The 23,672-nt window shown below is 65.8% G+C and carries 21 protein-coding genes; 9 read left to right on the forward strand and 12 right to left on the reverse strand.

All coding sequences use genetic code 11. The features are described 5' to 3' along the window. Window positions 1-370: 370 nt before the first annotated feature. Window positions 371-2,545, forward strand: coding sequence for a S9 family peptidase (locus P6144_RS02095; RefSeq protein ID WP_277766063.1), 2,175 nt, complete (start codon window positions 371-373; stop codon window positions 2,543-2,545). Between the two features lie 73 nt (window positions 2,546-2,618). Then, complete coding sequence (locus P6144_RS02100) at window positions 2,619-3,974, forward strand: DUF418 domain-containing protein (RefSeq protein ID WP_277766064.1); 1,356 nt, start codon at window positions 2,619-2,621, stop codon at window positions 3,972-3,974. Here P6144_RS02100 and P6144_RS02105 read toward each other — a convergent pair. Next, on the reverse strand, window positions 3,971-5,434 hold the full coding sequence (locus P6144_RS02105; RefSeq protein ID WP_277766065.1) for a patatin-like phospholipase family protein: 1,464 nt from the start codon (window positions 5,432-5,434) through the stop codon (window positions 3,971-3,973). The genes P6144_RS02100 and P6144_RS02105 overlap by 4 nt on opposite strands. Window positions 5,435-5,603: 169 nt before the next feature. Here P6144_RS02105 and P6144_RS02110 point away from each other — a divergent pair, with 169 nt between their 5' ends. Next, window positions 5,604-6,632: an aspartate-semialdehyde dehydrogenase gene (locus tag P6144_RS02110; RefSeq protein ID WP_277766066.1), complete on the forward strand. Its 1,029-nt coding sequence runs from the start codon at window positions 5,604-5,606 to the stop codon at window positions 6,630-6,632. Between the two features lie 183 nt (window positions 6,633-6,815). Here P6144_RS02110 and P6144_RS02115 read toward each other — a convergent pair whose 3' ends face one another. Continuing rightward, entirely contained in the window at window positions 6,816-8,657 is a 1,842-nt protein-coding gene (locus P6144_RS02115; RefSeq protein WP_277766067.1) for a cache domain-containing protein, read from the reverse strand. A 124-nt stretch (window positions 8,658-8,781) separates the two neighbouring features. Then, complete coding sequence (locus P6144_RS02120) at window positions 8,782-9,438, reverse strand: hypothetical protein (protein ID WP_277766068.1); 657 nt, start codon at window positions 9,436-9,438, stop codon at window positions 8,782-8,784. Between the two features lie 138 nt (window positions 9,439-9,576). On the opposite strand from P6144_RS02120, the gene P6144_RS02125 reads away from it, so the two are divergent. Continuing rightward, a complete protein-coding gene (locus P6144_RS02125; protein WP_277766069.1) occupies window positions 9,577-10,914 on the forward strand; it encodes a DUF418 domain-containing protein in 1,338 nt (445 codons plus the stop codon). Here P6144_RS02125 and P6144_RS02130 read toward each other — a convergent pair. The 4 genes from P6144_RS02130 to P6144_RS02145 form a co-directional block, all read right to left on the reverse strand. Further along, window positions 10,911-12,572: a hypothetical protein gene (locus P6144_RS02130; protein WP_277766070.1), complete on the reverse strand. Its 1,662-nt coding sequence runs from the start codon at window positions 12,570-12,572 to the stop codon at window positions 10,911-10,913. The genes P6144_RS02125 and P6144_RS02130 overlap by 4 nt on opposite strands. Before the next feature lie 123 nt (window positions 12,573-12,695). Beyond that, window positions 12,696-14,300 carry a DHA2 family efflux MFS transporter permease subunit gene (locus P6144_RS02135; RefSeq protein WP_277766071.1) on the reverse strand — a complete coding sequence of 535 codons (1,605 nt, stop codon included), beginning with the start codon at window positions 14,298-14,300 and terminating at the stop codon, window positions 12,696-12,698. Between the two features lies 1 nt (window position 14,301). Next, entirely contained in the window at window positions 14,302-15,411 is a 1,110-nt protein-coding gene (locus P6144_RS02140; RefSeq protein WP_277766072.1) for an HlyD family secretion protein, read from the reverse strand. Beyond that, window positions 15,404-15,850, reverse strand: coding sequence for a MarR family transcriptional regulator (locus tag P6144_RS02145; protein ID WP_277766073.1), 447 nt, complete (start codon window positions 15,848-15,850; stop codon window positions 15,404-15,406). The genes P6144_RS02140 and P6144_RS02145 overlap by 8 nt, the downstream gene beginning before the upstream one ends. Window positions 15,851-15,935: 85 nt before the next feature. Between P6144_RS02145 and P6144_RS02150 the strand changes: the two genes are divergently transcribed. Genes P6144_RS02150 through P6144_RS02165 form a run of 4 tightly spaced genes read left to right on the forward strand, consistent with a single transcriptional unit; the run spans window position 15,936 to window position 19,836 of the window. After that, window positions 15,936-16,379, forward strand: coding sequence for a GFA family protein (locus tag P6144_RS02150; RefSeq protein ID WP_277766074.1), 444 nt, complete (start codon window positions 15,936-15,938; stop codon window positions 16,377-16,379). After that, complete coding sequence (locus P6144_RS02155; protein ID WP_277766075.1) at window positions 16,360-17,133, forward strand: alpha/beta hydrolase; 774 nt, start codon at window positions 16,360-16,362, stop codon at window positions 17,131-17,133. The genes P6144_RS02150 and P6144_RS02155 overlap by 20 nt, the downstream gene beginning before the upstream one ends. Window positions 17,134-17,193: 60 nt before the next feature. Next, window positions 17,194-19,032 (forward strand): M2 family metallopeptidase, encoded by a 1,839-nt coding sequence (locus tag P6144_RS02160; protein ID WP_277766076.1) that lies wholly within the window; start codon window positions 17,194-17,196, stop codon window positions 19,030-19,032. Window positions 19,033-19,092: 60 nt separating this feature from the next. Beyond that, window positions 19,093-19,836, forward strand: a complete 744-nt coding sequence (locus P6144_RS02165; RefSeq protein WP_277766077.1) for an SIMPL domain-containing protein — start codon at window positions 19,093-19,095, stop codon at window positions 19,834-19,836. A gap of 37 nt (window positions 19,837-19,873) precedes the next feature. Here P6144_RS02165 and P6144_RS02170 read toward each other — a convergent pair whose 3' ends face one another. The 4 genes from P6144_RS02170 to P6144_RS02185 all read right to left on the reverse strand — a co-directional run bounded on the left by P6144_RS02170 (window position 19,874) and on the right by P6144_RS02185 (window position 22,399). Beyond that, window positions 19,874-20,011, reverse strand: coding sequence for a hypothetical protein (locus P6144_RS02170; protein WP_277766078.1), 138 nt, complete (start codon window positions 20,009-20,011; stop codon window positions 19,874-19,876). Window positions 20,012-20,022: 11 nt separating this feature from the next. Continuing rightward, window positions 20,023-21,468 carry an AMP nucleosidase gene (locus P6144_RS02175; RefSeq protein WP_277766079.1) on the reverse strand — a complete coding sequence of 482 codons (1,446 nt, stop codon included), beginning with the start codon at window positions 21,466-21,468 and terminating at the stop codon, window positions 20,023-20,025. A gap of 102 nt (window positions 21,469-21,570) precedes the next feature. Beyond that, complete coding sequence (locus P6144_RS02180) at window positions 21,571-21,828, reverse strand: hypothetical protein (RefSeq protein WP_277766080.1); 258 nt, start codon at window positions 21,826-21,828, stop codon at window positions 21,571-21,573. Window positions 21,829-21,916: 88 nt separating this feature from the next. After that, window positions 21,917-22,399: a peroxiredoxin gene (locus P6144_RS02185; protein WP_277766081.1), complete on the reverse strand. Its 483-nt coding sequence runs from the start codon at window positions 22,397-22,399 to the stop codon at window positions 21,917-21,919. A gap of 107 nt (window positions 22,400-22,506) precedes the next feature. Here P6144_RS02185 and P6144_RS02190 point away from each other — a divergent pair, with 107 nt between their 5' ends. Continuing rightward, entirely contained in the window at window positions 22,507-23,067 is a 561-nt protein-coding gene (locus P6144_RS02190; RefSeq protein WP_277766082.1) for a YqgE/AlgH family protein, read from the forward strand. A 7-nt stretch (window positions 23,068-23,074) separates the two neighbouring features. On the opposite strand, the gene P6144_RS02195 is transcribed toward P6144_RS02190, so the two are convergent. After that, window positions 23,075-23,602, reverse strand: a complete 528-nt coding sequence (locus P6144_RS02195) for a hypothetical protein (RefSeq protein WP_277766083.1) — start codon at window positions 23,600-23,602, stop codon at window positions 23,075-23,077. Window positions 23,603-23,672 lie beyond the last annotated feature (70 nt).

Consider the following 23,672-nt stretch of genomic DNA (forward strand, 5'->3'; position numbering starts at 1 on the left):
ATCCGGGTTGCCGAAAATTGATGGTTAGCCAGGTGTTTAGGCGTAGCTGGCGATCTCGAACTCGGTGCCGGCCAGCGCTTCACCCTGGTGTCGCAAGATCGCGCCAGGGCTGGACCAAGGTCGAGACTCTCGGGGGACGGAACCCATTGGCCGCCGCCTTTCCTACACACGTTGAACCTGCCATAGCCTCAGGGAACACAGTAGGAACAAGAGCGCCTGTTTTTATGTCCGATAAGCGCGAACTTAGTGAAATTTCACCCCTGCACAGGGGCTTTACCGCACGCCCGTCCGCCGCAATAACGCCGGTCCAAGGAGATCGGAATCCATGCGGAAATACTTGGTTGGGCTTGCAATGCTGGGAGCGCCGCTGATGGCAAAGGATGCGGTGGCGCAGACGAAGGACCTCACGCTCGAGCGCGTTTTCGCCAGCCCCGATCTGAACGGCCCGCAGCCGCGCGCCGCCAAGCTCTCGCCCGACGGCAAGTTCCTCACGCTGCTGCGCAACCGCGCCGACGAGAAGGAGCGGTTCGACCTCTGGGCGATGGACACGCGCACCGGCGAATGGCGGATGCTGGTCGATTCGAAGAAGTTCGGCACCGGCGCGGAGATGTCGGAGGCCGAGAAGATGCAGCGCGAGCGCGCCCGCATCGCCGGCACCAAGGGCATCGTCGCCTATGACTGGGCGCCCGACGGCAAGTCGGTGCTCGTGCCGCTCGATGGCGAGCTCTACCGCGCCGGGCTCGATGGCAGCGTGGTGAAGCTGCCCGCCAAGGCCGGCCCCAAGCTCAATGCCGAGATCAGTCCCGCCGGCGGCTATGTCTCCTATGTGCAGGACCAGAACCTGGTGGTGATGGGTCTGGCGAACGGCAATCCGAAGCCGATCACCGATGACGGCGAAGGCACCGTCCATTGGGGCGAGGCCGAGTTCGTCGCGCAGGAGGAAATGGCGCGGTTCAAGGGCTATTGGTGGGCGCCCAACGACCGCTATGTCGCCGTCGAGCGCTTCGACGAGGCGCCGGTGGGCGTGGTCACCCGCGCCGCGATCGGCGCCGAGGGCACCCAGCTCTTCCAGCAGCGCTATCCCAAGGCCGGCACGCCCAACGCCAGTGTCGAGCTCTACGTCATGGACCCGAATGGGGACCACAAGGTCGGCGTCGAACTGGGCGCCGACAAGGACATCTATCTCGCCCGGGTCGATTGGTCGAAGGACGGCAAGACGCTCTACGTCCAGCGCGAGAACCGCGATCAGACGGTGCTCGATCTGCTCCAGGTCGATCCGGCCACGGGCAAGTCGGTCGTACTGTTCAGCGAGAAGGCGCGCGCCAAGAGCTGGGTCAACCTGTCGACCGCGCTGACCCCGCTCGGCGACGGCAGTCTGCTCTGGTGGTCCGAACGCGACGGCCACGGCCACCTCTATCACTTCGCCAAGGGCAAGTTCACCCAGGTCACCAAGGGCGACTGGGAAGTGACGCCCGACGTCGTCGGCGTCGACGAGGCCAAGGGCCGCGTCTTCTTCCTCGGCAACAAGGACGGCGTGCTCGAACGCCACCTCTACTCGGTCGACTACCGGAAGGGCGGGGCCGTCACGCGCCTGACCGAGGCCGGCTGGTGGAACGAGGCGACGATGGATCCCTCGGGCACCCGCGCGATCGTCAAGCGCTCGAACACCGGCCAGCCCGCCCAGACCTATCTGGCGGACGCCAGCGGCAAGCGCATCGCCTGGGTGAACGAGAACGCGGTCACCGCGGCGGATCATCCCTATAGCGCCTATCTCGCGGCGCATCGCGAGCGGACCTTCGGCACGGTCAAGGCGGCCGACGGCTCGACACTGCACTGGGAGATGATCACGCCCAAGCTGGAGCCCGGGAAGAAATACCCGGTGTTCTTCCAGCATTATGGCGGCCCGCACGTGCAGACGGTCAGCAAGGCGTGGGGCGGCGCGCTCCAGCAATATCTCGTCTCGCGCGGCTATATCTGGTTCCAGATCGACAATCGCGGCTCGGCCAATCGCGGCGTCGATTTCGAGAGCCAGATCTGGCACGCGATGGGCTCGGTCGAGGTCGAGGACCAGGTCGCCGGCGCGACCTATCTGAAGACCTTGCCTTATGTCGATGCGAACAAGGTCGTCACCTATGGCTGGTCGTACGGCGGCTACATGACCCTGAAGCTGCTCGAAAAGGCGCCGGGCGTGTTCGCCGCGGGCGTCGCCGGCGCGCCGGTGACCAAGTGGGAGCTGTACGACACCCATTATACCGAGCGCTACATGGGCGACCCGACCAAGGTGCCCGAGGCGTATGCGGCGTCGGACAATATCGGCGAGGCGGCGAAGATCGCCGATCCGATGCTGCTGATCCACGGCATGGCCGACGATAATGTGGTGTTCGAGAACAGCACCGCGCTGGCTGCGACGCTGCAAAAGGCCGAAGTGCCGTTCGAGATGATGTTCTACCCCGGCCACACCCACCGCGTCGGCGGCCCGGGGATCAGCGTCCATCTATGGAACACGATCCTCGACTTCCTCGATCGCAAGACGGGCGCGAAGTAACCCGGCGTATCTGCGACTCGACGCAGATGTCTTGCTGACCTATCGTCCCCTCGCTTCGGCAGGGGGACGATGGATGACAAGTGAAACGGGGGCGGCGTTCGCGCCGGTTACGGGCAAGGCGCGGATCGACGTGCTGGACATGCTGCGGGGTCTGGCGATCCTCGGCATCTTCTTCATGAACATCCCCTTCATGGGCGCGCAGACGTCCAAGCTGTTCCTCGATCCGCGGCTGATCGGCTGGGGGCCGCTGGACCAGGCGAGCTGGTGGGGCATCCAGGTGGTGCTGGAAGGCACGCAGCGCGGCCTGCTCGAGATGCTGTTCGGCGCCGGGCTGATGGTGTTCGCGCGCGCGGCGATGCAGCCGGACGGGCCGGTCGCAGTCGCCGATCTCTATATCCGCCGCAACCTCTGGCTGCTCGCTTTCGGCGTCTTCGACATCTTCGTCCTGCTCTGGGCCGGCGACATCCTCCACGTCTATGCGCTGGCCGCGCTGCTGCTTTTCCCCTTCCGCCGGGTAGCCGCCAAATGGTTGCTCCTGCTCGGCATGTGCTTTGCGCTCTACACTGCGGGCACGGGCGCCTGGCGCTATGTCGAGCGCACCAATCTGGTCGAGCGCGCGCAGGTCGCCGAACGGAAGATCGCCGCGCACCAGCCGGTTACCGCCGCCGAGAAGAAGGCGCTCGAGGAGTGGCGCAAGAAGGTCGAGAAGCTGCGCACCGGCGGCGAGGAGATCAAGGGCATCGCCGCGATGGAAGCCAAGGGGCACAGCGGCAGTTTCCTCGCCTATGCCGGGATGCAGATCGGCTTCTACCTGATGTTCGTCTGGCCCGAACTTCTGCGCACCGTTGCCGAGGCCTTCTGCATGATGCTGGTCGGCATGGCGCTGTGGAAATGGGGCGTGATCCAGGGGCAGCGGAGCGCGCGCTTCTACCTGCTGCTGATGCTCGCCTGCTACCTTCCCGGCATGGCGCTGCGCGTGGTCGCGGGCTTCGAGTTCCTGTCGAATGTGCCCGGGCCGAAGATCCTGTGGATGACGCAGGAGTTCGCCCGCATGGCGGTCTCTGTCGGCCATGTGGCGCTGATCAACCTGGCAGTGAAGGGCGCCGCCGGGCGCGCGATCCTCAACCCGTTCAAGGCGGCGGGGCGGATGGCCTTCTCGCTCTACTTCATGCAGCAGATCCTCGGCATCTACATCCTCTACGCGCCCTGGGGGCCGAACCTGTGGGGCCGGCAGAGCTGGTCGGACATGGCCGGCACGGTGCTGCTCGTCATCGCCGGGCAGGTGGTGTTCGCCAATCTCTGGCTGCGCGTCTTCGCCGCCGGGCCGCTCGAATGGCTCTGGCGCAGCCTCGCCTATGTGCGCTGGCAGCCGTTCCGCAAGCGCCCGGGCCCGGCGGAGCAGCTGCCCGCCGAGCCCGCGCTCGCCTAGCGTCTTCCCACCACGGCGGGCATCGTCCCGTCGGGCCGGCGGCAGACCGCCCGGGTCTCGGTGCCGTCATAATGGCACAGGTCGATCCACGGTTCGCCGCCGGTGGCTCGGTTGCGGCCATAGTCCATCATGCAGCGCATGAAGTCGGGGATGAACATCATGTTCTTGTTCTTCCGGGCTTCCTTGATCGGCCCGCAGGTGATCTTGCTGTCATAGGTCGGGGTGTAGTTGCGATAGCCGTCGGCGCTGACGAACCAGATCGCGCCGCCCGGCCGGCTGAGCCGCAGCCCGGCGATCGAAGTCACCTCGAGCTGGTTGACCATGATCGCCTCGCCGCGCTGGGCGGCGCGCAGGGCATCGGCCTTCTCGTCGATCTCAGAAGGATAGCCGGGCATCACCACCTGGTCGGGCGGCAGCACGGTGGGTCCGTTCCGGATCACATAGATATCGGCGCCCGGCCCCGGTGCGGGCGCGGGCACGTCGCGGCCCAGCAGCTCGGCGCGCTTGCGGCGGACGATCTCGCGCGCCACGCGCTGCGCGTCCGCGACCGACGCGAGGAATACAGACTGGCGCACGCCGCCGTCATAATAGGTCTTGTACAGCGGCTTCTTGCCCACCCGCACCTGCTGGTAGAAGACCGGCACCGCCGCCGATGCGATCGCCGCGCCCGCCAGGCACTGGGTCGCTTCGCCCAATTCCTTCTTGCTGTCGCCATAGGGCGCGAGCAGTTCCTGCACATCGACATAGCCGAACTCGCCCGAATTGGCCTCGATCATGCCGAGCAGCACCTTGCGCGTCTTGGCGTCGCGCAGCGTCTTGACGATGCACACCCCGGCCTGGCCGGCGGGCGACTTGGGATCATAGATCGCCGGGCAGATGCGCTGCTCGAAGCGGCGCTTGAGCGGCTTCAGGTTCGCCAGCGCGCCGTTGAGCGCGGCGAGCGCCTGGATGCTCTCGCGATCGACGATGTCGCTTTCCTTCTGCGGCGAATAGGAAGTCTCCAGCGCATCGCGGATCGCCTTGCCCTCGGCATCCTGGCGATCGAGCCCTGCGCCGACGAACAGCGATTGCAGCGCCCCGGTGCTCACCCCGGTCACTACCGAGAAATCGGGGAATTGCCGGTTCTCGACCAGCTGGTTCATCAGCCCGACGCCGAACGCGCCCCATTGGCCGCCGCCCGAGAGCAGCAGTACCGGGCGCTCGGGAGAGGGCGGGGCGGCGAGGAAGGCGGGATCGCGCTCCAGCCGCTCGATCTCCGCCGCGGCCAGCCGGTTGGCCAGCTCGCGTTCGGCAGGCGGCAGCGTCTCCAGGTCGAGCGCGCGGATCTGGCGTTCGAGCGGCGTCATCTCGATCGGGTGGATGAAGCTTGCGAAATCGGCGCAGTCCATCTTCAGCGCGCCCCGAAAGGCACAGCTGCCGAGGCTCAGCCCCATCAGCACGATCAGCAAAATCCGGCGCATCGCCCAGGCCCCCTCTGCCTCTGTCCGAGCGAGGGTAACAAAGTTGCGGGAAACCTGTCTTGGACGAAATCGTCCAAAAGCGCAGCAATCGCGCTCGAGAAGCAGCGCTTGCTTGCATGCGGCGCCGCACAAGCGTAGCGCGGCGCCAGTTTCCACCCTGGAGTATGTGATGGGCTACCGTGTCGTCGTCGCAGGCGCCACCGGCAATGTCGGGCGCGAAATGTTGAACATCCTGGCCGAGCGGGAATTCCCGATCGACGATCTGGCCGTGCTGGCCTCGTCGCGCTCGACCGGCGATATTATCGACTTCGGCGAGACTGGTAAAACCTACAAAGTCCAGAACATCGAGCATTTCGACCCGACAGGTTGGGATATCGCGCTGTTCGCGATCGGCTCGGACGGCTCGAAGCAGTACGCGCCGAAGTTCGCCGCGGCGGGCTGCACGGTGATCGACAATGCGTCGCTCTACCGCATGGACCCCGATATCCCGCTGATCGTGCCGGAAGTGAATCCGGAGGCGATCGACGGCTACAAGGTGCGCAACATCATCGCCAACCCCAACTGCTCGACTGCGCAGATGGTGGTGGCGCTGAAGCCGCTCCACGATGCCGCCAAGATCAAGCGCGTCGTCGTCGCCACCTACCAGTCGGTTTCCGGCGCGGGCAAGGCGGGCATGGACGAGCTGTTCGAGCAGTCGCGCAACATCTTCGTCGGCGACCAGGCCGAGCCGAAGAAGTTCACCAAGCAGATCGCCTTCAACGTGATCCCGCACATCGACAGCTTCCTGGAAGACGGCTCGACCAAGGAAGAGTGGAAGATGGTCGTGGAGACCAAGAAGATCCTCGATCCCAAGATCAAGGTCACCGCCACCTGCGTGCGCGTGCCGGTGTTCGTCGGCCATTCGGAGGCGATCAACATCGAGTTCGAGGATGAAATCTCGGCCGAGCAGGCCAAGAAGATCCTGCGCGAGGCGCCCGGTGTGATGCTCGTCGACAAGCATGAGGACGGCGGATACGTCACGCCGATCGAGTGCGTCGGCGAATACGCCACCTTCATCAGCCGCGTCCGCGAGGATTCGACGGTGGAGAACGGCCTGTCGCTCTGGTGTGTCTCGGACAATCTCCGCAAGGGCGCGGCGCTCAACGCGGTGCAGATCGCCGAGCTGCTCGGTCGCCGTCACCTGAAGAAGGCGGCGTAGTCCGATACCGTAAAAGGAAAGGGTGCGGTGGCATCGCGCCACCGCACCCCTTTTTTGTCCGGTTTCCAGGCGCCCCTCCGTCATCCCGGCGAAAGCCGGGATCTCGTGCGGCTCTTGTCCCGCGTCTTTGCCTGAGATCCCGGCTTTCGCCGGGATGACGGCTCTTCGGCTCGGGCTACGCCGTCAGAAGCTCGCCCATGCCTTCGCATCGCCGACCGGCTTGGCCGGTACCGGGCGAGTGTTGGGCAGCGGCGAGAAGCTGCGCGGGCTCGCCGATGCGGCGGCCGGGCGGCGTCCGCCATTATCGATCCTGAAGGTGCTCGCCTGGGTGTCGAGACGGCTCACCTGCTCGCTGAGTGCGCGCGCGGCTGCCGACGTCTCTTCGACCATCGCGGCATTCTGTTGGGTGGCCTGATCCATTGCGCCGATAGCAGTGCTGATCTCGCTGACCGCAGTCGACTGGGCGCGGTTGTCCGAAGCGATCGTGCCGAGCAGCTGGTGCACCTCGCCGACCATGCCGACGATGTTCGACAGCGAGCCGTCGACACGCTCCACCGCCCCGCGCGCAGTCTCGACTTCCGCCTGGGTGACGGTGAGCTGGTCGCGGGCGCGCTTGGCCTCTTCCTCGGCACGCATCGCCAGCGCGGAGACGAGGTCGGCGACCACCGCGAAGCCACGGCCTGCTTCGCCGGCGCGGCCGGCTTCCACTGCGGCGTTCATCGCGAGAACGCGGGTCTGGAAGGCGATCTTGTCGACGCCCTCGATGACCGAGTCGATGCCCTTGGCGCTTTCGCTCACGCGGCCCATCGCCTGCACGGCTTCGTCCGCCGTCGAGCGGCCCGAGCTGACCACCGCGATCGCCGCATCGGCACGCGTGACGGTCTGGCTGGCGGCATCTGCCGTCGCACGCAGGCGCTGGTTCATCTGAGTGACGGCTGCCGAGGTCTCTTCCAGGCTTGCGGCGTTGCCTTCGGTGCGGCGTGCGAGATCCTCCGAGGCGGCGGCGATTTCGGCCGAGCCGGTCTGGATCGTGCCGGTGCTGTCCAGCACGGTGCCGATCAGCGAGCGCAGGCTCGAAAGTGCGCCGTTATAGTTGCCGCCCAGCTCGGCATAGGTGTTCGGGAAGTCGCGGCCGACGTCCGCGGTGAGGTCGCCCCCGGCCACGCGCTCCAGCGCTCCGCCGAGCATCGCCATCGCCTTTTCGCGTTCGATATCGTCGGCACGCTGCTTGGCTTCGGCCGCGGCCTTGTCGTTGGCGGCGACGCGGAAGCGCTCGAGCGCGCGGGCCATCTTGCCGATCTCGTCCTCGCTGCGGCGATCGGGCACGGTCACGGCGGTGTCGCCGGCCGAGAGATGCTCCATCGCATTGGTCATCTGGGCGAGCGGGCGGAACATCGCGCGGCAGATCAGGAAGCCGATCGCGGTGACGAGCAGGGTGATCAGCGTCGCGGTAATCGCCATCGACGAGCGAACCGACTGGATTGCGGAGAGCACGTCCGAGCGCGGGATGCCGACATAGAGCACGCCGATCACCTTGCCGCTGGCGTCCTTGATCGGATCATAGGCGGTGAAGAAGGGCTTGCCGAGGATCTCGGCGGTGCCGCGATAGGGCTTGCCCTGGCCGAGCACCGCGTTCTTGGCGGGCCCGGGGGCGAGGGGGGTGCCCACGGCGCGACTGCCATCGGGCTTCAGCACGTTAGTGGTGATGCGCGTGTCGCCGGCGAAGATCGTCGCGGTGCCGCCCACCAGCTGCTTGATTTCATCGACCGGCTTGTCCCAGCCGTTGAGCTTGTGCTCGCCGACATAGAGGTCGGTGCCGTCGGCGCGGAATTCGCCTTCGTCGCGCAGCACCTTCCAGGCGACGCGCATGTTGGTTTCCTGGCGCTCGGCGGCGATACGCTCGGCATCGGCGGTCAGCACCCGGTCGCTCAGCACATAGGTGGCGAGCGCCAGGATCAGCAGGCTGGAGATCGTGATGATCGTCGTCTTGGTGGCAAGGGGCAGGTTGGCAATTCGGTTGCGCATCGGAAATCTCGTTTGGCCACGCCAGGACGGCGCCGGAAAAAGCGGAATTTCCATCATTATAGGCCGATTTACCGCTAATGCGGTCGAGCCGGTGCCTTTAGCTGCTGTGCCGAAGGAATGCCGGTCAGCCCTCGCAGCTGTAATCGGGCGGGTAGATCGAGCTGCCTAGATCCTTGCGCACGCGGCGCGAAAGCGCGAGCGCCTCGCGGTTGCCGAGCTTCTCCGCGGCGCCCAGCAGGTCGGCGAGCGGGCCGGAGCAGCCGCCGGCCTTGTTGAGCATCGCCACCATGCGCGAGGCACGGACGGCGCCGTCCGCGGCGTTCACCCGCGAGGGCGGGAACCAGCCGAGCTCCAGGGCCGGGTGGCCCGGATCGTCATTGCCATAAACCTTCTTGTCGGTGGGATCGATCACCTTGGTGCCGAGCAGGATCACGCCGGCCGCCGCGGCGACGGTGCCGACGCGCGAGGGGCTGGTGGTCAGCCGCTCGGGATCGGGCATCGCAAAATAGCTGAGCAGCATCGCGGCGAGCGCGCGGGCGCTCTGCTTGTCTTCGACCAGCGCCAGCGCGTCGGGATCGACTTCGATGCGATCGGCCCGAGCCCGGGCAAAGACGCCGCGCTCGCCGTCCGGAATGGTGGCGACGGTGAATTCCGCGCTGGCCGGGGTCAGTTCGTGCAGCGCCACGTCGAGCTGCTCGATGGGGGCGGGGCGAGGCGGGGCCGCGGCGCCCAGCACGAGCGCGGCAGAAACCATGGCGAGCAACTTGAACCGCATCTTCATCCCCTCTTTCCTTGCCCCGATCCTATCCTGAATCGATGCACCGGGCGAGATGGCGCGACGATGGACGATCCGCATGCGACTGGAGCGCTCTTTACCGGGAATTGACTGATCCACGTTAAATGATGCCCCTTCTTTCGGGTGGGTCGCGTCGTGGTCGAAAACAGCAATGCCGATTTGGCGCCGGTGCGCGGCAATGCGCGCATCGATGTGCTCGACATGCTGCGCGGGATCGCGATCCTCGGCATCTTCTACATCAACGTGCCCTATATGGCGGCGAGCGTCTGGACCTTCTCGGCCGATGTCCGCCTGATCGGCTGGACGGTGCCGGACCAGGCTGCCTGGACGGCGATCAACCTGTTCTTCGCCGGCACCCAGCGCTGCCTGCTCGAATTCCTGTTCGGCGCCGGGATGATGGTGCTGGTGCGCAAGGCGATGGTGCCGGACGGGCCGGTGGCGGTCGCCGATCTCTATTATCGCCGCAATCTCTGGCTGCTCGCCTTTGGACTGTTCGACGTGTTCGTGCTGCTCTGGCCGGGCGACATCCTCCACATCTATGCGCTGGCGGCGCTGTTCCTCTTCCCGTTCCGCCTGCTGGGCCCGAAGACCCTGGTGGCGCTCGGGCTGGGCTGGGCGGTGCTCACCGGCATCGGCATCCCCGAATATGGCGCCCGCGAATATGCCGCGCGCACCGAGCTGGTGCAGCGGGTCGAGGCCGGCGAGCCTGCCGCGGTAGCGGAGTGGCGCAAGCTCGCTACGCACAAGCCCGATGCCGTGCTGGTCGCGCGCGAGCACCAGGCGCATCAGGGCGGCTGGCTGCCCTATGCCAAGGAAGCCTGGAGCTATTGGAGCTACCTCGCCAGCCTGTGGCTGGTCTGGGACGTGCTCGAGGCCTTCTGCACGATGCTGATCGGTGTCGCGCTGTGGAAATGGGGCGTGATCCAGGGGCAGCGGAGCACACGCTTTTATGCCTGGCTGCTGCTCGCCGGCTACGGCTTCGGGCTCACCGCTCGGGCGGTCGGCCTGTCGGAGACGCTCGGTTTCCTGCCCGGCCCGCGCAGCCTGTGGGTCACCGGCGAGTTCGCGCGGATCGCGATCGGACTGGGGCATCTGGCGGCGGTGAACCTCGCGGTGAAGAGCCGCGCCGGCGCCGCTCTGCTCGGCGTGTTCAAGGCGCCGGGCCGCATGGCCTTCTCGCTCTATTTCCTCCAGCAGATCGCGGGGATGTACATTCTGTTCGCGCCCTGGGGCTTCAACCTGTGGGGGCGGTTCGGCTGGGCCCAGATGGCGGCGATCTCGACGATCGGGATTGTCGTGCTGGTGGTCCTCGCCAATATCTGGATGCGCTACTTCGTCAGCGGCCCGTTAGAATGGGCGTGGCGCAGCCTTGCCTATGTCAAGCTGCAGCCGTTCCGGCGGGGCGAGGCGGGCAGGGGAATGAAGGTCCGTCCGGTCGGCCCAGCGCCCTTGCCTAATTAAGGGGTGCGCTGGCCCATGTCCTTTGGGGAGGTGGCATCCGCGATCGCCTCCGATGTCTGGGACGGAGTCTGGAACTGTTCAAGTCGCGCGAAATAAGCATCTTCGCCCAGACTGCTTCGACTATAATAGCTGTGCGCATCGCTGAGCGACTGTGCTGCCATAGCCTGCGCATTCGCATCATTGGGGCGCTCTCGGGCATATTCGCGCATGTGCTCGGCCACGCTGAAGCGTATTTCACCTTGCTCGGCGACACGCCTTTGATTTTCTGCCTTATATTCGGCGATGCGGTCTTGATATGCCTTTTCGCCAAGGTTGTTTGTCAGATAGTATCCGCGTAGATTGTCCAACGCATCCTGCAACGCTTCCTGCTTGTCCTGCCTCTCCGGATGCATCACCGTCTCATATCGCAGGTCGTCCAAATCCTCGAGGAGACGGTTTCCTTCGTCCGAAGCGATTTTTGACGAGGACAATCCCGACTTGGCGAGTTTATCTTCCAGCGATTTTTGGCCCAGCCCGGCTGCGTCGTAATAATCCTGTGTCTCGTTGAGGTGTTCTATCAGATAGTTTCTGAGAACCTTATTGTCCGGATCTCTTTCTATGGAGGCCAGGGTTTCCGTGAGGGATCTTACGCGGTTATCAGCAACTTCGTTGATGTAGTCTTCTGAATCTTCGGCGAATTTTTCCATTCTCTCCTGGAAAGCCTCTTCGCCGAGGCCCGACTTGATGTAATAGTCCTCTACTGGGTAGAGCGCATCTTCCAGCGCGGCCTGCTTCGGCATGCTGGCGGGATCGCTGATTAGATCGGACCATTGGTGCCAGATGGCCTGGAGGCGACGCTCACCTTCCTCTAGGGCCAGTGCCTTTGAGGTTTCCATGAATTGAGCCAGGCGCTTCTCATATTCGTCCGGTCCCAGGCCCGTGCCGATGTAATAATCGTTGGCCTCGCGTAGCGCGGCCTTGACCGCCTCGCGCTTTGCTTCATTTGCCGGGTCCTGCACCAATGCTTCTCGCAGGCGCTCTGCCTTTGCGAAGCGCCGTTCCGCATCGGCGCGGATCATCGCATCACTCTTTTCGGCCCCAGCGCCACCCTGCACGTTGATGACCTTCGCGCCTGCGCTTCGCCGTTCGCCCGTATTCGTCTTGGTCGTCTTGCTCGCGCAGTCGGTACCCGGCGTGCTCGCGGTAACATGGTTCATCAGCGCGGTGTTGTCCTGTCCCCGCCGCACCGCGTCCTTGATCCCCTGCGCGTTGCCGGCCGAAAGCGCTGCCAGATACTGCTGGATGAACACCTCGCCCTGCGCCATGCCGCTATCGTTGTTCACCGCCCCCGGCATGCACTTCATGTCGATGTCCGGCGCGGTGCCCAGGCTGGCGCGCTGGGCCTCCAGCACGGTGATATAGGCCTGGCCCTGCTCGGAGTTGGGGTCGACACCCATCTTGGCGACGATGTCCGCGGGCGATCCCGGCTCCGAAAGCCCGCGGATCTGCTTGGCATCCAGTTGTCCGCGCACGCCCTTGTCGAGCGTTTCCGCCGCCTCGCGCCGGTTCTTCGCTACGTCCTTCGCTGCCTGGTCGCCGACCTGCGACAGGGTCTGCGCGGATGCCGCGGTCATGGTCAGGGCGCTCAGCGCGGTTCCCAGCAGGAGCAGGCGAAGCATCGATCGCATTCCTTTCCGTCGAACCCGGCCAGATACCGGGCGGAAAGGGGCGAAGGGCAGCATGGGGCTGCGAAGGGCGCCCGATCCGCGACGAAGCTGGACATATCCCGCACGAGGCGGGGCTCAGTGCCCCGCCGCCGACGGATCGTTCTTCATCGGCGCGCCCGGCTTCTGCAGCAGCACCACCAGCGGCACGCTGACCGCGGTCACGATCGCCATCAGCCAGAAGTCGTTGAGATAGGCGATCATCGCCGCCTGCCGGTTCACTTCCGCATCGATCAGCCCGGTGACCAGCGCGCCCTGCTGGCCCAGGCCCGGGATGATCGAGGCGATGCCGTTCATCGTCGTCGCGGTGACGTGCTCGCCCAGATACTGGTGGCTGCGCTGGATGTTCTGCGCCAGGATCGCGCTGACCGCGGAGATGCCCACCGATGCGCCGATGTTGCGGGTCAGGTTGAGCAGGCTCGAGCCTTCGGTGCGGAAATGCGGGGGCAGGCCGGCAAAGGCCAGGCCGTTCAGCGGCATGAACACCAGGCCCAGGCCCAGGCCCTGGATGAAGCCCGAGATGATGAAGGGCGTGCTGCCCATCTCGATCGTCCAGCCCGACATTTCCCACAGCGATACTGCGGCGATTGCCAGGCCGATTCCCACCGACCAGCGCGGATCGAGCCAGCCGCGCTGGATCAGCTGCGCGCCGACGAACATGGTCAGCACCACGCCCACGCCGCGCGGCATCAGCAGCAGGCCGGTGTCGAACACCGAATAGCCGTAGATGTTCTGCAGCATCGGCGGCAGCAGCGCCATCGTCGCCATCATCACCAGGCCGATCACCATCATGAAGAAGATGCCGGTGACGAGGTTGCGATGCTTCCACAGCTCGCGCTCGAACATCGGGTTCTTGCCGGTGAACAGATGGACGACGAACATCCACAGCGCGATCACCGAGAACAGCATTTCGATCCAGATCTCGGTCGAGGAGAACCAGTCCTGATCCTGGCCGCGGTCGAGCATCAGCTGGAGCGAGCCGATGCCGATGGCGAGCAGGGTGAAGCCGAACACGTCGAACTGGCGCTTGCGGATCGGGCGTGAGGGGAGGAGCCACCACAGGATCGCGAAGCAGATCACGCCCACCGGCAGGTTGACGTAGAACACCCAGCGCCAGTCGAAATTGTCGGTCAGATAGCCGCCGATCAGCGGGCCCATGATCGGGCCGACCATGATGCCCATGCCCCAGATCGACATCGCCTTGCCCTGGTCCTTGGGCGCGTTGATGTCGAGCATCACCGTCTGGCTGAGCGGGTTGAGGAACGCCGCCGAGACGCCCTGGAGCAGCCGGAACAGCACCATCTCCTCGAGCGTCTGCGCCGCGCCGCACAGCGCGGAGGCGACGATGAAGCCGACGGTGGAGATCAGGAACAGGTTGCGCGAGCCGATCCGGTCCGAAAGCCAGCCGGTGATAGGGATCGCGATCGCCGAGGCGACGATGTAGCTCGTCAGCACCCAGTTGATCGTGTCGCGCGTGGCGCCGAGCGACGCCTGCATGTGCGGGATCGCGACGTTGGCGATCGTCGTGTCGAGGATCTGCATGATCGTCGCCATCATGACGCCGAGGGTCAGCAGGCCCTTGTACTTTACCGGGAGAGCGGCGCCGCCAGCTTGCGGGCGGGGAGGCGTAGAGGGGGACGCCTCACCCGCCCTGGTGGCGCGGCCGGGGGCTGCCGTCGCCATTTCAGTTGCAGGCTCCCTTGAACACGACCTTCACGTCGGCCGAGAGGCCGGCGATCAGCGCGCGGGGGCTCTTGTCGTCGATCGCGATGCGCACCGGCACGCGCTGGGTGACCTTCACCCAGTTGCCGTTGGCGTTCTGCGCGGGGAGCACCGAGAATTCCGAGCCGGTGCCGGCACCGAGCGACTCGACATGGCCTTTCAGCTCCAGGCCCGGATAGGCATCGAAGCTGACGATCGCGCACTGGCCGACCCGCATCTTGTTGAGATCGGTCTCCTTGAAGTTCGCGTCGATCCAGGCCGGCTTGCTGGAGACGATCGTCACGGCGGCAAGGCCGGTGATCATCTGCTGGCCCACCTGCAGGCTCTTGGTCTGGCTGACGATGCCGTCGACCGGGGCGACCACGGTGGTGCGCTGTAGGTCGAGCAGCGCCTTGCTCAGCTGCACGCGGGCCGCGGCGATCTGCGGGTTCTCGCCCGGCACGGCGGCGCCGGTGGCGATCTTGGCGCGCGCCTCGTTGGCGCTGGCCTGCGCGTTCTGCAACTGGGCGCGGGCCTGTTCGAGCGCGTGCTGGGCGGACTGGAAGTTCGCGCGGGTGGTGAAGCCCTGCTTCATCAGCGCGTTCTGGCGGTCGTAATTCTCCTGGGCGTTCTGGATCGCGTCCTGCGCCGCCTGGATGTCGGCGCCCTTGCCCTGGAAGCTCACCTGGTCGGTATTGAGCTGCACCTGCGCCGCGGCGATCGCGGCCTGTGCCTGGGCGACGGCGATCTTGTAGGGCTCCGGATCGATGCGGAAGAGCAGGTCGCCGGCCTTGACCGCCTGGTTCTCCTTCACGCCCACCTCGACGATGCGGCCGCCGACATCGGTCGAGACCGAGCTCTTGTCCTGCTGGACATAGGCATTGTCGGTCGAGACGCTGTTGCCGCCCGTCAGGTAGAAATAGCCGACGATCGCCAGCAGCAGCGCGGGCACGCCGAACATCAGCAGCGGGCGCAGCAGGTTGCGCTTCGGCTTGGCCGGAGCCTCGGGCGCCTCGGGCACGGTGGTGCCTTCGGTCGGGATGGTGATCTTGGTCTCTTCGGACGTTTCGATCTTGGGATCTGCGTCAGCCATGTGCGGCCTCTTTGCCCTCTTGAACGTTGGTCAGGTTGTTGCGGAGCGCCTGGAGCGCATCCATCAGTGCGTCACGCTGTTCGGAGTTTAACCCCTGGAGCGCTTCTTCGATCAATTCCGCGGCCAGCTCCTGCAGCTCTTCGAGCACCGGGCTGGCCTTGTCGGTCAGGTGGATCCGCCAGGCGCGGCGATCGGCGGGATCGCGTCGGCGCTCGACGAAGCCGGCTTCCTCCATCCGGTCGATCATCCGGCAGGCGGTGATCGGCTCGACTTCGAGATGCTCCGCCAGCTGGCCCTGGTTGAGGCCGGGGTGGCGGTAGAGGATCTTGAGCACCCGCCACTGCGCCACACTCGCGCCGCTGGTACGCGCGCGCTCGTCGAAACGGCGGCGCAACAGGCGCGAGGTATCGCTGAGAAGAAAGCCCAGACTCTCGGTCATGCGGCGCACATAATAAGCACGCTTATAGATTTCAATCGGCAACCTGATTGTTTTTTGCGATGCAGCAATTGCAGGAGTTGGAACCATGGCGGAGGAAATGCGTGGCGGCTGTCAGTGCGGGCGGGTGCGCTACACGGCGACGGTGCACGATGACGAAGCCTATCTCTGTCATTGCCGGATGTGCCAGCGCGCCACCGGCGGCGTCTCGATCGCGTTCAAGAACGTGAAGAAGGCCGATGTCCGCTGGGAACGCGAGCCCGAGCGCTATGCCTCCTCGCCGATCGCGCGGCGCGGCTTCTGCTACCAGTGCGGCACGCCGCTCACCTTCGAATTCCCCGACAGCGAGAATATGGACCTGACGGTGGGCAGCTTCGATGCCCCCGATCGCTTCCGTCCAGTCCATCATTTCGGGGTGGAGAGCATGCACGAACAGTGGCTCGACACCACCGGGCTCACGCGATACCGAACCGACGAGAACCCGAACGTCGTCAAACGCTGGATGGACAAAGTTGGCAAGCTTCCCGACTGAAACGCACCGCTTCCAAAGCTTCGACGGCGTCGAGCTGGCCTGGACCGAGATGGGGCCGGGGAACGAGGGCGCGCGCCCCGTGGTGCTGATCCACGGCTATTTCTCCACCGCCGAGGTCAACTGGATCAAATATGGCCACGCCGCCAAGCTGGCGACGAAGGGCCTGCGAGTCATCATGCCCGACCTGCGTGGGCATGGGCAGAGCGCCAAGCCGCACGATCCCGCATCCTATCCGCGCGATGTGCTGATGCAGGACGGGCTCGCGCTGATCGCCCATCTCGGCCTCGCCGATTATGATCTGGGCGGCTATTCGCTCGGCGCGCGCACGATCGTGCGGATGCTCGCCAACGGCGCTGCGCCGCGCCGCGTGGTGCTCGCCGGCATGGGGCTCGACGGGCTCACCCATACGCAGGGCCGCGGCCGCTATTTCCACCGCGTGCTCACCAATCTCGGCAGTTTCGAGCGCGGTACGCCCGAATGGCTGACCGAGGCGTTCCTCAAGACCACCAAGGGCGATCCCGAGGCGCTGCTCCGCATCCTCGACACCTTCGTCGACACCCCGCGCGACGCGATCGCCGCGATCGCGCAGCCGACTTTGGTCGTTTCCGGAGTCGAGGATTTCGACAATGGCCAGGCGCACGAGGTGGCGGACCTGATCCCGAACGGGACCTATCGCGAGATTCCCGGCAACCATATGAGCGCGGTGACGCGTCCGGAGCTGGGCGACGCCATCGCCGATTTCCTGGCGGCTTGACCGGCTGGCGGGGCGCGCGCATCGTTCCGCCATCCAGAAAGTCCCAGGGGAAATCTTCACATGATCCGCACCGGCATTTCGATGCTCGCGCTGGCCTCGCTGCTCGCCTCGGCGCCGCTCGGCGCACGCGACCGCGACGGCGATACCAGCCAGTCCGCAACTCCCACCGCTGCCGAGGCCAAGGCGTTCGTCGCCGATGCCGAGGCGAAGCTGTTCGCCCAGGGGGTGATCGCTGCCCGCGCCGATTGGGTGTACAACACCTTCATCACCCAGGACACCGAAGCGATGACCGCGCGCGAGGGCGCGACGCTCACCAAGCTTCAGGTCGATCTTGCGCTTGGCGCCGCCAAGTTCGCCAATGTCCAGGGCCTCGACTACGACACCAGCCGCAAGCTCGGCATGCTGCGCAACAAGATCGTGCTGCCCGCTCCGGTGCGCGCGGGCGCGGCCGACGAGCTTGCCGGCCTCTCGGCCAAGATCACCGGCATGTACGGCGCCGGCAAGGGCACGCTCGACGGCAAGCCGATCAACGGCAGCGATATCGAAGCGGCGATGGGCGAGGTCCGCGATCCCGCCAAGCTCAAGGAGATGTGGGTCAGCTGGAACGACAATGTCGGCGCGCCGATGCGCCCCGACTATGCCAAGCTGGTCGGCATCGCCAATGAAGGCGCCAAGGGCCTGGGCTATGCCGATGTCGGCGCGATGTGGCGTTCGGGCTACGACATGGATCCGGATGCCTTCGCGGCGATGACCGACAAGGTCTGGAGCGACCTCAAGCCGCTCTACGTTGCGCTCCACACCTATGTGCGCCGCAAGCTCAACGAGAAATATGGCGATGCCGTCCAGGCCAAGACCGGCCCGATCCGCGCCGATCTGCTCGGCAACATGTGGGCGCAGGAATGGGGCAACATCTACGACATCGTGGCACCCGCCGGTGCCGGCAATGTCGGCTATGACGTGGGCGAGCTGCTCAAGGCCAAGGGCTATGACCATCTCAAGATGGTCAAGGCGGGCGAGGGCTTCTACTCGTCGCTCGGCTTCGCGCCGCTGCCTGAGAGCTTCTGGCAGCGCTCGCAGTTCGTGAAGCCCGCCGATCGCGAGGTCGTCTGCCATGCCTCGGCCTGGGACATCGACAATGTCGACGATCTGCGCATCAAGATGTGCATCAAGGTCAATGCCGATGACTTCGTGACCATCCATCACGAGCTCGGCCACAACTATTATCAGCGCGCCTACAACAAGCAGTCCTATCTCTATCTCGATGGCGCGAACGACGGCTTCCACGAAGCGATCGGCGATTTCGTCGCGCTGTCGATCACGCCCGATTACCTCGTCCAGATCGGTCTGCTCGACAAGGGCCAGGTGCCGAGCGCGGACAAGGACACCGGCCTGCTGCTGCGCCAGGCGATGGACAAGGTGGCGTTCCTGCCCTTCGGCCTGCTCGTCGACAAATGGCGCTGGGGCGTATTCTCGGGCCAGATCCCGGCGAACGGCTATCAGGCAGGCTGGGACAAGCTGCGCCTGCAATATCAGGGCATCGTACCGCCGGTGGCGCGCGACGAGAGCAAGTTCGATCCGGGCGCCAAGTTCCACATCCCGGCGACCACGCCCTATACCCGCTACTTCCTGGCACGGGTGCTCCAGTTCCAGTTCTACAAAGCGGCGTGCGACCAGGCCGGCTGGAAGGGGCCGCTCCACCGCTGTTCCTTCTACGGCAACAAGGAAGTGGGCGCGAAGCTCGACAAAATGCTGGCGATGGGCGCCTCCAAGCCCTGGCCGGACGCGCTGCAGGAATTCACCGGCACGCGCGAGATCTCGGGCAAGGCGATGGCCGAATATTTCGCGCCGCTGAAGAATTGGCTCGATCAGCAGAACAAGGGCCAGCCCCAGGGCTGGTGATCCTTGAAGGGGCGGGCCGCAGGCTCGCCCCTATTTCTTTGAATGGAGGGGATTTCCAACATGCTCAGATACGCGCTCGCATTCGCTGTCGTTGCGCTGCCGCAGGCGGCCATGGCCCAGTCCGCCCCGGTCGAAGGGCCGGTGACGGTGGAGATCGTCGCCACCGGCCAGGTCAAGGTGCCCGCCAACCGCTTCCGCTTTTCGGTGACGGTCACCGGCAAGGGCGCGAACGAGAAGGCGGCCGAGGTGGCGCTGGCGGCGAACCGCGCCAAGCTGATCCAGGCGCTGACCGTCCAGGGCATTCGCGAGGGCAAGCCGCTCGAAGGCGCAGGCAACGGCAATTCGCTCGCCAGCCTGTTCTCGGCCTTTGCCGGGCGCGGCAAGACGAGCTTCTCGCTCGATCTGGGCGACGAGAACGAGAAGTCGCAATCGACCGCTAGCGAGACGCTGATGTTCGATGCGCCCACCCGCGCGGGCGCGCTGGCGGCCAAGCCGACGGTCGAGGCCAATGGCGGCAAGATGGCCGACGAGGTCATTGGCCTGCTCGACGATTATGCCGGGCCCACGCGCCGGGCCAAGGCGGACGCCATTGCCAAGGCGCGCGGCGAGGCGGCCGGCTATGCCGAGACGCTGGGCCTGCGCCGCGCCGCGATCGCCCGGATCAGCGAGAAGCAGGACATGGTCGCCGGCTCGATGAGCTTCTTCCTCGAGCTGATCTCGATGTTCGCCCCCAAGCCGGCAGGTGCCTCGGACAGCGTTACCGTCACCGCCAATCTCGCGGTGGAGTTCCAGCTCAGCCGGTAAACGGTGCCGCCATCCTGGCGCTCGTCGGGATGGCGGATCAATCCTGCGGCGGATCGCTGTCCGGGATCATGCTCTCGTCGGCGATCTGCGCGTCCCATTCCGCCGAGCTGTCGGTGCCGTCGGGCTGGTGCGCGTGCGGCGCCTCGGCTTCGGGCTGTTCCTCGGGATCGACCATGGTGCGTCTCCTTATCTGAACGGCGGCTCGTTGAACGCGCGCAGCTTGCGCGAATGCAGCTTGGCGCCTTCGCGGCGCAGCTCCTCGCAGGTCTCGATGCCGATCTTGAGATGCTCGGCGATCGCCCGCTCGTAGAACAGATTGGCCTGGCCCGGCAGCTTGAGCTCGCCGTGCAGCGGCTTGTCCGAGACGCAGAGCAACGTGCCATAGGGAACGCGGAACCGGTATCCCTGCGCCGCCAGCGTCGCGCTTTCCATGTCGATGCCGACCGCACGGCTCAGCGAGAAGCGCAGCGCCGATTGCGAGTAGCGCAGCTCCCAGTTGCGGTCGTCGGTGGTGACGATCGTGCCGGTGCGCAGTCGCTGCTTGAGCTCGTCGCCCGACTGGCCGGAGATGGTGCCGGCGGCGCGGGCGAGTGCGAGCTGGACTTCGGCGATCGCCGGGATCGGGATTTCGGGCGGCAGCACATCGTCCATGATGTGATCGTCGCGCAGATAGGCGTGGGCGAGCACATAGTCGCCGATCCGCTGGCTGGGGCGCAGGCCGCCGCAATGCCCGATCATGATCCACGCCTCGGGACGCAGCACCGCGAGGTGATCGGTGATCGTCTTGGCGTTGGACGGGCCGACGCCGATATTGACCAGCGTTATGCCCGATCCGTCCTCGGCCATCAGGTGATAGGCCGGCATCTGGTGCCGCCGCCACGCCGAGCTGTCGTTGAGCAGCCGGTCGGTATCGTCGCCGGCTTCCACCAGGATGCCGCCCGCGCCGGATACGCTGGTGAAGCGGCTGCCTTCCCCGAGCTGGTCGATCGCCCAGCGGACGAACTCGTCGACATAGCGGTGATAGTTGGTGAACAGGATATATTGCTGGAAATGCTCGACCGGGGTGCCGGTATAGTGGCGCAGCCGCGCCAGCGAGAAATCGGTGCGCAGCCCGTCGAACAGCGCCAGCGGGCGCGTGTCGTCGCTCGACATCCACAGCCCGTCGGCGATCTCGTCGCCGATATGCGCCAGCTCGGTCGCCGGGAAGTGCCGGCCCAGCTCGGTGACCGAGATCTGGTCCATCGCCGCGATATGGCTCGGCTCGAGCACATAGGGGAAGGGGATTTCCTGCCGCCCGGTGACGGCATGCACCTCGACGTCATAATCCTCCATCAGCAGCGTCAGCTGCTCGACGAGGTAGCGCGCGAACATCGCGGGCTTGGTAACGGTGATGCGATACTCGCCTTCCTCGACCAGCCGGCCGAACGAGCGCGGCGGGGTGGGACGGTTGCGGTCGTTGCTGCCACGATAGGTCAACCGCAGCTCGGGATAGGCGAAGCTGCCGTCGGTGCGGTCTTCGGGCGCCGGCGGCGTGCCGTCGGCAATATAGCGGTCGAGTGCGGCTTTGAGGCGATTGACCGAGGCGGTGTAGAGGCGCTCGAGGTCTGCGACGATATCGGAAGCTTGAGTCATCTTTCAGGGCTAAGCGCCAAAAATGACTCTGGCAAGACCAGGGGCCGAGGCAAAGCCCCGGCCCGCTGCCGTCCCTCCCCGAAGGGGAGGGAGAAATCCGGCTTACTTCTTGGCCTTGGGCGCCGGTTCCTTCTCGCCGCCCAGCTGCGTGGCGGCATAGGCGGCGCCGCCTACCGCGGCGGCCACGCCGGCGGCGATGCCGGCTGCAGCGATCGGATGCTCCTTCACTGCGGTGACGGTGGCATCGACCGCGTCGCCGATCGCTTCCTGCGCCTGGGCGAGGAAGCTCTTCGCCTGTTCGGTTGCTTCCTCGAGCGTGGTGGGGGTGCTGTTTGCAGTCGCGGTGTCAGTCTCGGCCATGACGGTCCCTTTCTGAAAAGCTCGCCGAATCAACTCCGGCGAGCCTCTCCCGGTTCCGTTACGCCTCCGTGTTTCCGGCGCGTTCAGCTCACAGCTTGCCGAGCAGATATTCGGCCGAGCTCACTTCGAACTGGCCCGGCGCCTCGACATTGAGCTGCTCGATCACGCCGTCGTTGACCAGCATCGAGAAGCGCTGGCCGCGCGTGCCCATGCCGAACTTCGATCCGTCCATGGTCAGGCCCAGCGCCTTGGGGAAGTCGCCATTGCCGTCGGCGAGCATCGTCACCTTGCCCTCGACGCCGCTGGCCTTGCCCCAGGCGCCCATCACGAACGCGTCGTTGACCGCGGTGCAGGCGATTTCGTCCACGCCCTTCGCCTTGATCTCGTCGGCCTTCTCGACAAAGCCCGGCAGGTGCTTGGCCGAGCAGGTGGGGGTGAAGGCACCCGGCACCGAGAAGAGCGCCACCTTCCGGCCGGCGAAATAATCGTCCGAGCTGATCTGCTCGGGGCCGCCCTCGGTCACCTTGACGAAATTGACGCTGGGGATGCGGTCGCCAACCTGGATGGTCATTCTTCTCTCCTCGGAAACTCGGGAAACGAGTCGCTGTCCCAATCGGCTTGTGCACGGCGATTTTCAAGCGTGGCGGAGCCGAAACGGTGCGGCTACGTTGATCGGTGATGGACTCGACGCGCTTCCTCACCGGCCAGTTCCTTCTCGCCATGCCGGGCATCGGCGATCCCCGCTTCGAGCATGCGGTGATCGCGATGTGCGCGCACGACGTGGAAGGCGCGCTGGGCATCGGCATCGGCGACACGATCGAGGGGCTGAGCTTCCACGACCTGCTCAGGCAGTTCGAGATCGATCCCGGCGTCGCGCCCGATCATCCGGTGCATTTCGGCGGCCCGGTCGAGCCGCGGCGCGGTTTCGTCCTCCACTCGCCCGATTGGGGCGGGCAGGACACGATCGATGTCGGCGGCCGCTGGGCGCTGTCGGGCACGGTCGATGTGCTGCGCGCGATCGCGGCGGGCACCGGCCCGTCCAAATATCTCGTCGCGCTTGGCTATGCCGGCTGGGGCGAGGGCCAGCTCGACGGCGAGATGGCGCGCCACGGCTGGTTCAACACCGATGGCACGCCCGATCTGATCTACGAAGTCGATGCCGGGGATCGCTGGGCAGTCGCCTTTGCCGGCGCGGGAATCGATCCCCGCCTGCTGGCGAACAGCGCGGGCACCGCCTGAGCCGCGCTCAATGCGTCGTGTCGGCCGGCGGCGCCTCGTCGTCGCCGCGCACATACACTTTGCCGCCGCCTTCCAGCTTGATGCGCATCAGCGTGTCCTCGTGCGGCGAGCTGCAGAAGCTGCCCGTGGTGTTCACGTCCAGCTTCTCGCGCGTCTCGCGGTGGCGCAGCACGAAGCGCACCGGCAGGTTGCACATGTTCTTGCCGCCGGTCTTGAAGCGCAGCGTCGCCTTGGCCGGCTCCAGCGCGTCGGGCAGCTGGTTCTCGCTCCAGCGCGGGCTTTTGCCCGGGCTCGCGGAATCGACGTAGAAGCCGATCACATCATAGCCGGCGGTCTCGTTGATGATCACCATGCAGCCGAGCTTCCAGCAATTGGTCTTCACCCGCTCGGGCGAATTGCGGATCAGCGTGATCCAGCTCTTGGCATCGGCTTCGGGATTGCCGTGCTCGGGAATGATGCCCGCGCTGTCCTGCGCCGCGGCGGGCAGGGTGGGGGCGAGCGACAGGAGCAACGCGGACGCTACGAGCTTGAGCATGGGAAAACTCGCGGTTGGGGGTGAGGACGATGCAATCCTGCTTCGGCCCGATCCTTTCGTCACGGGCCGA

It is taken from the genome of Sphingomonas sp. HITSZ_GF (assembly GCF_029543155.1).
Lineage (GTDB): Bacteria > Pseudomonadota > Alphaproteobacteria > Sphingomonadales > Sphingomonadaceae > Sphingomonas.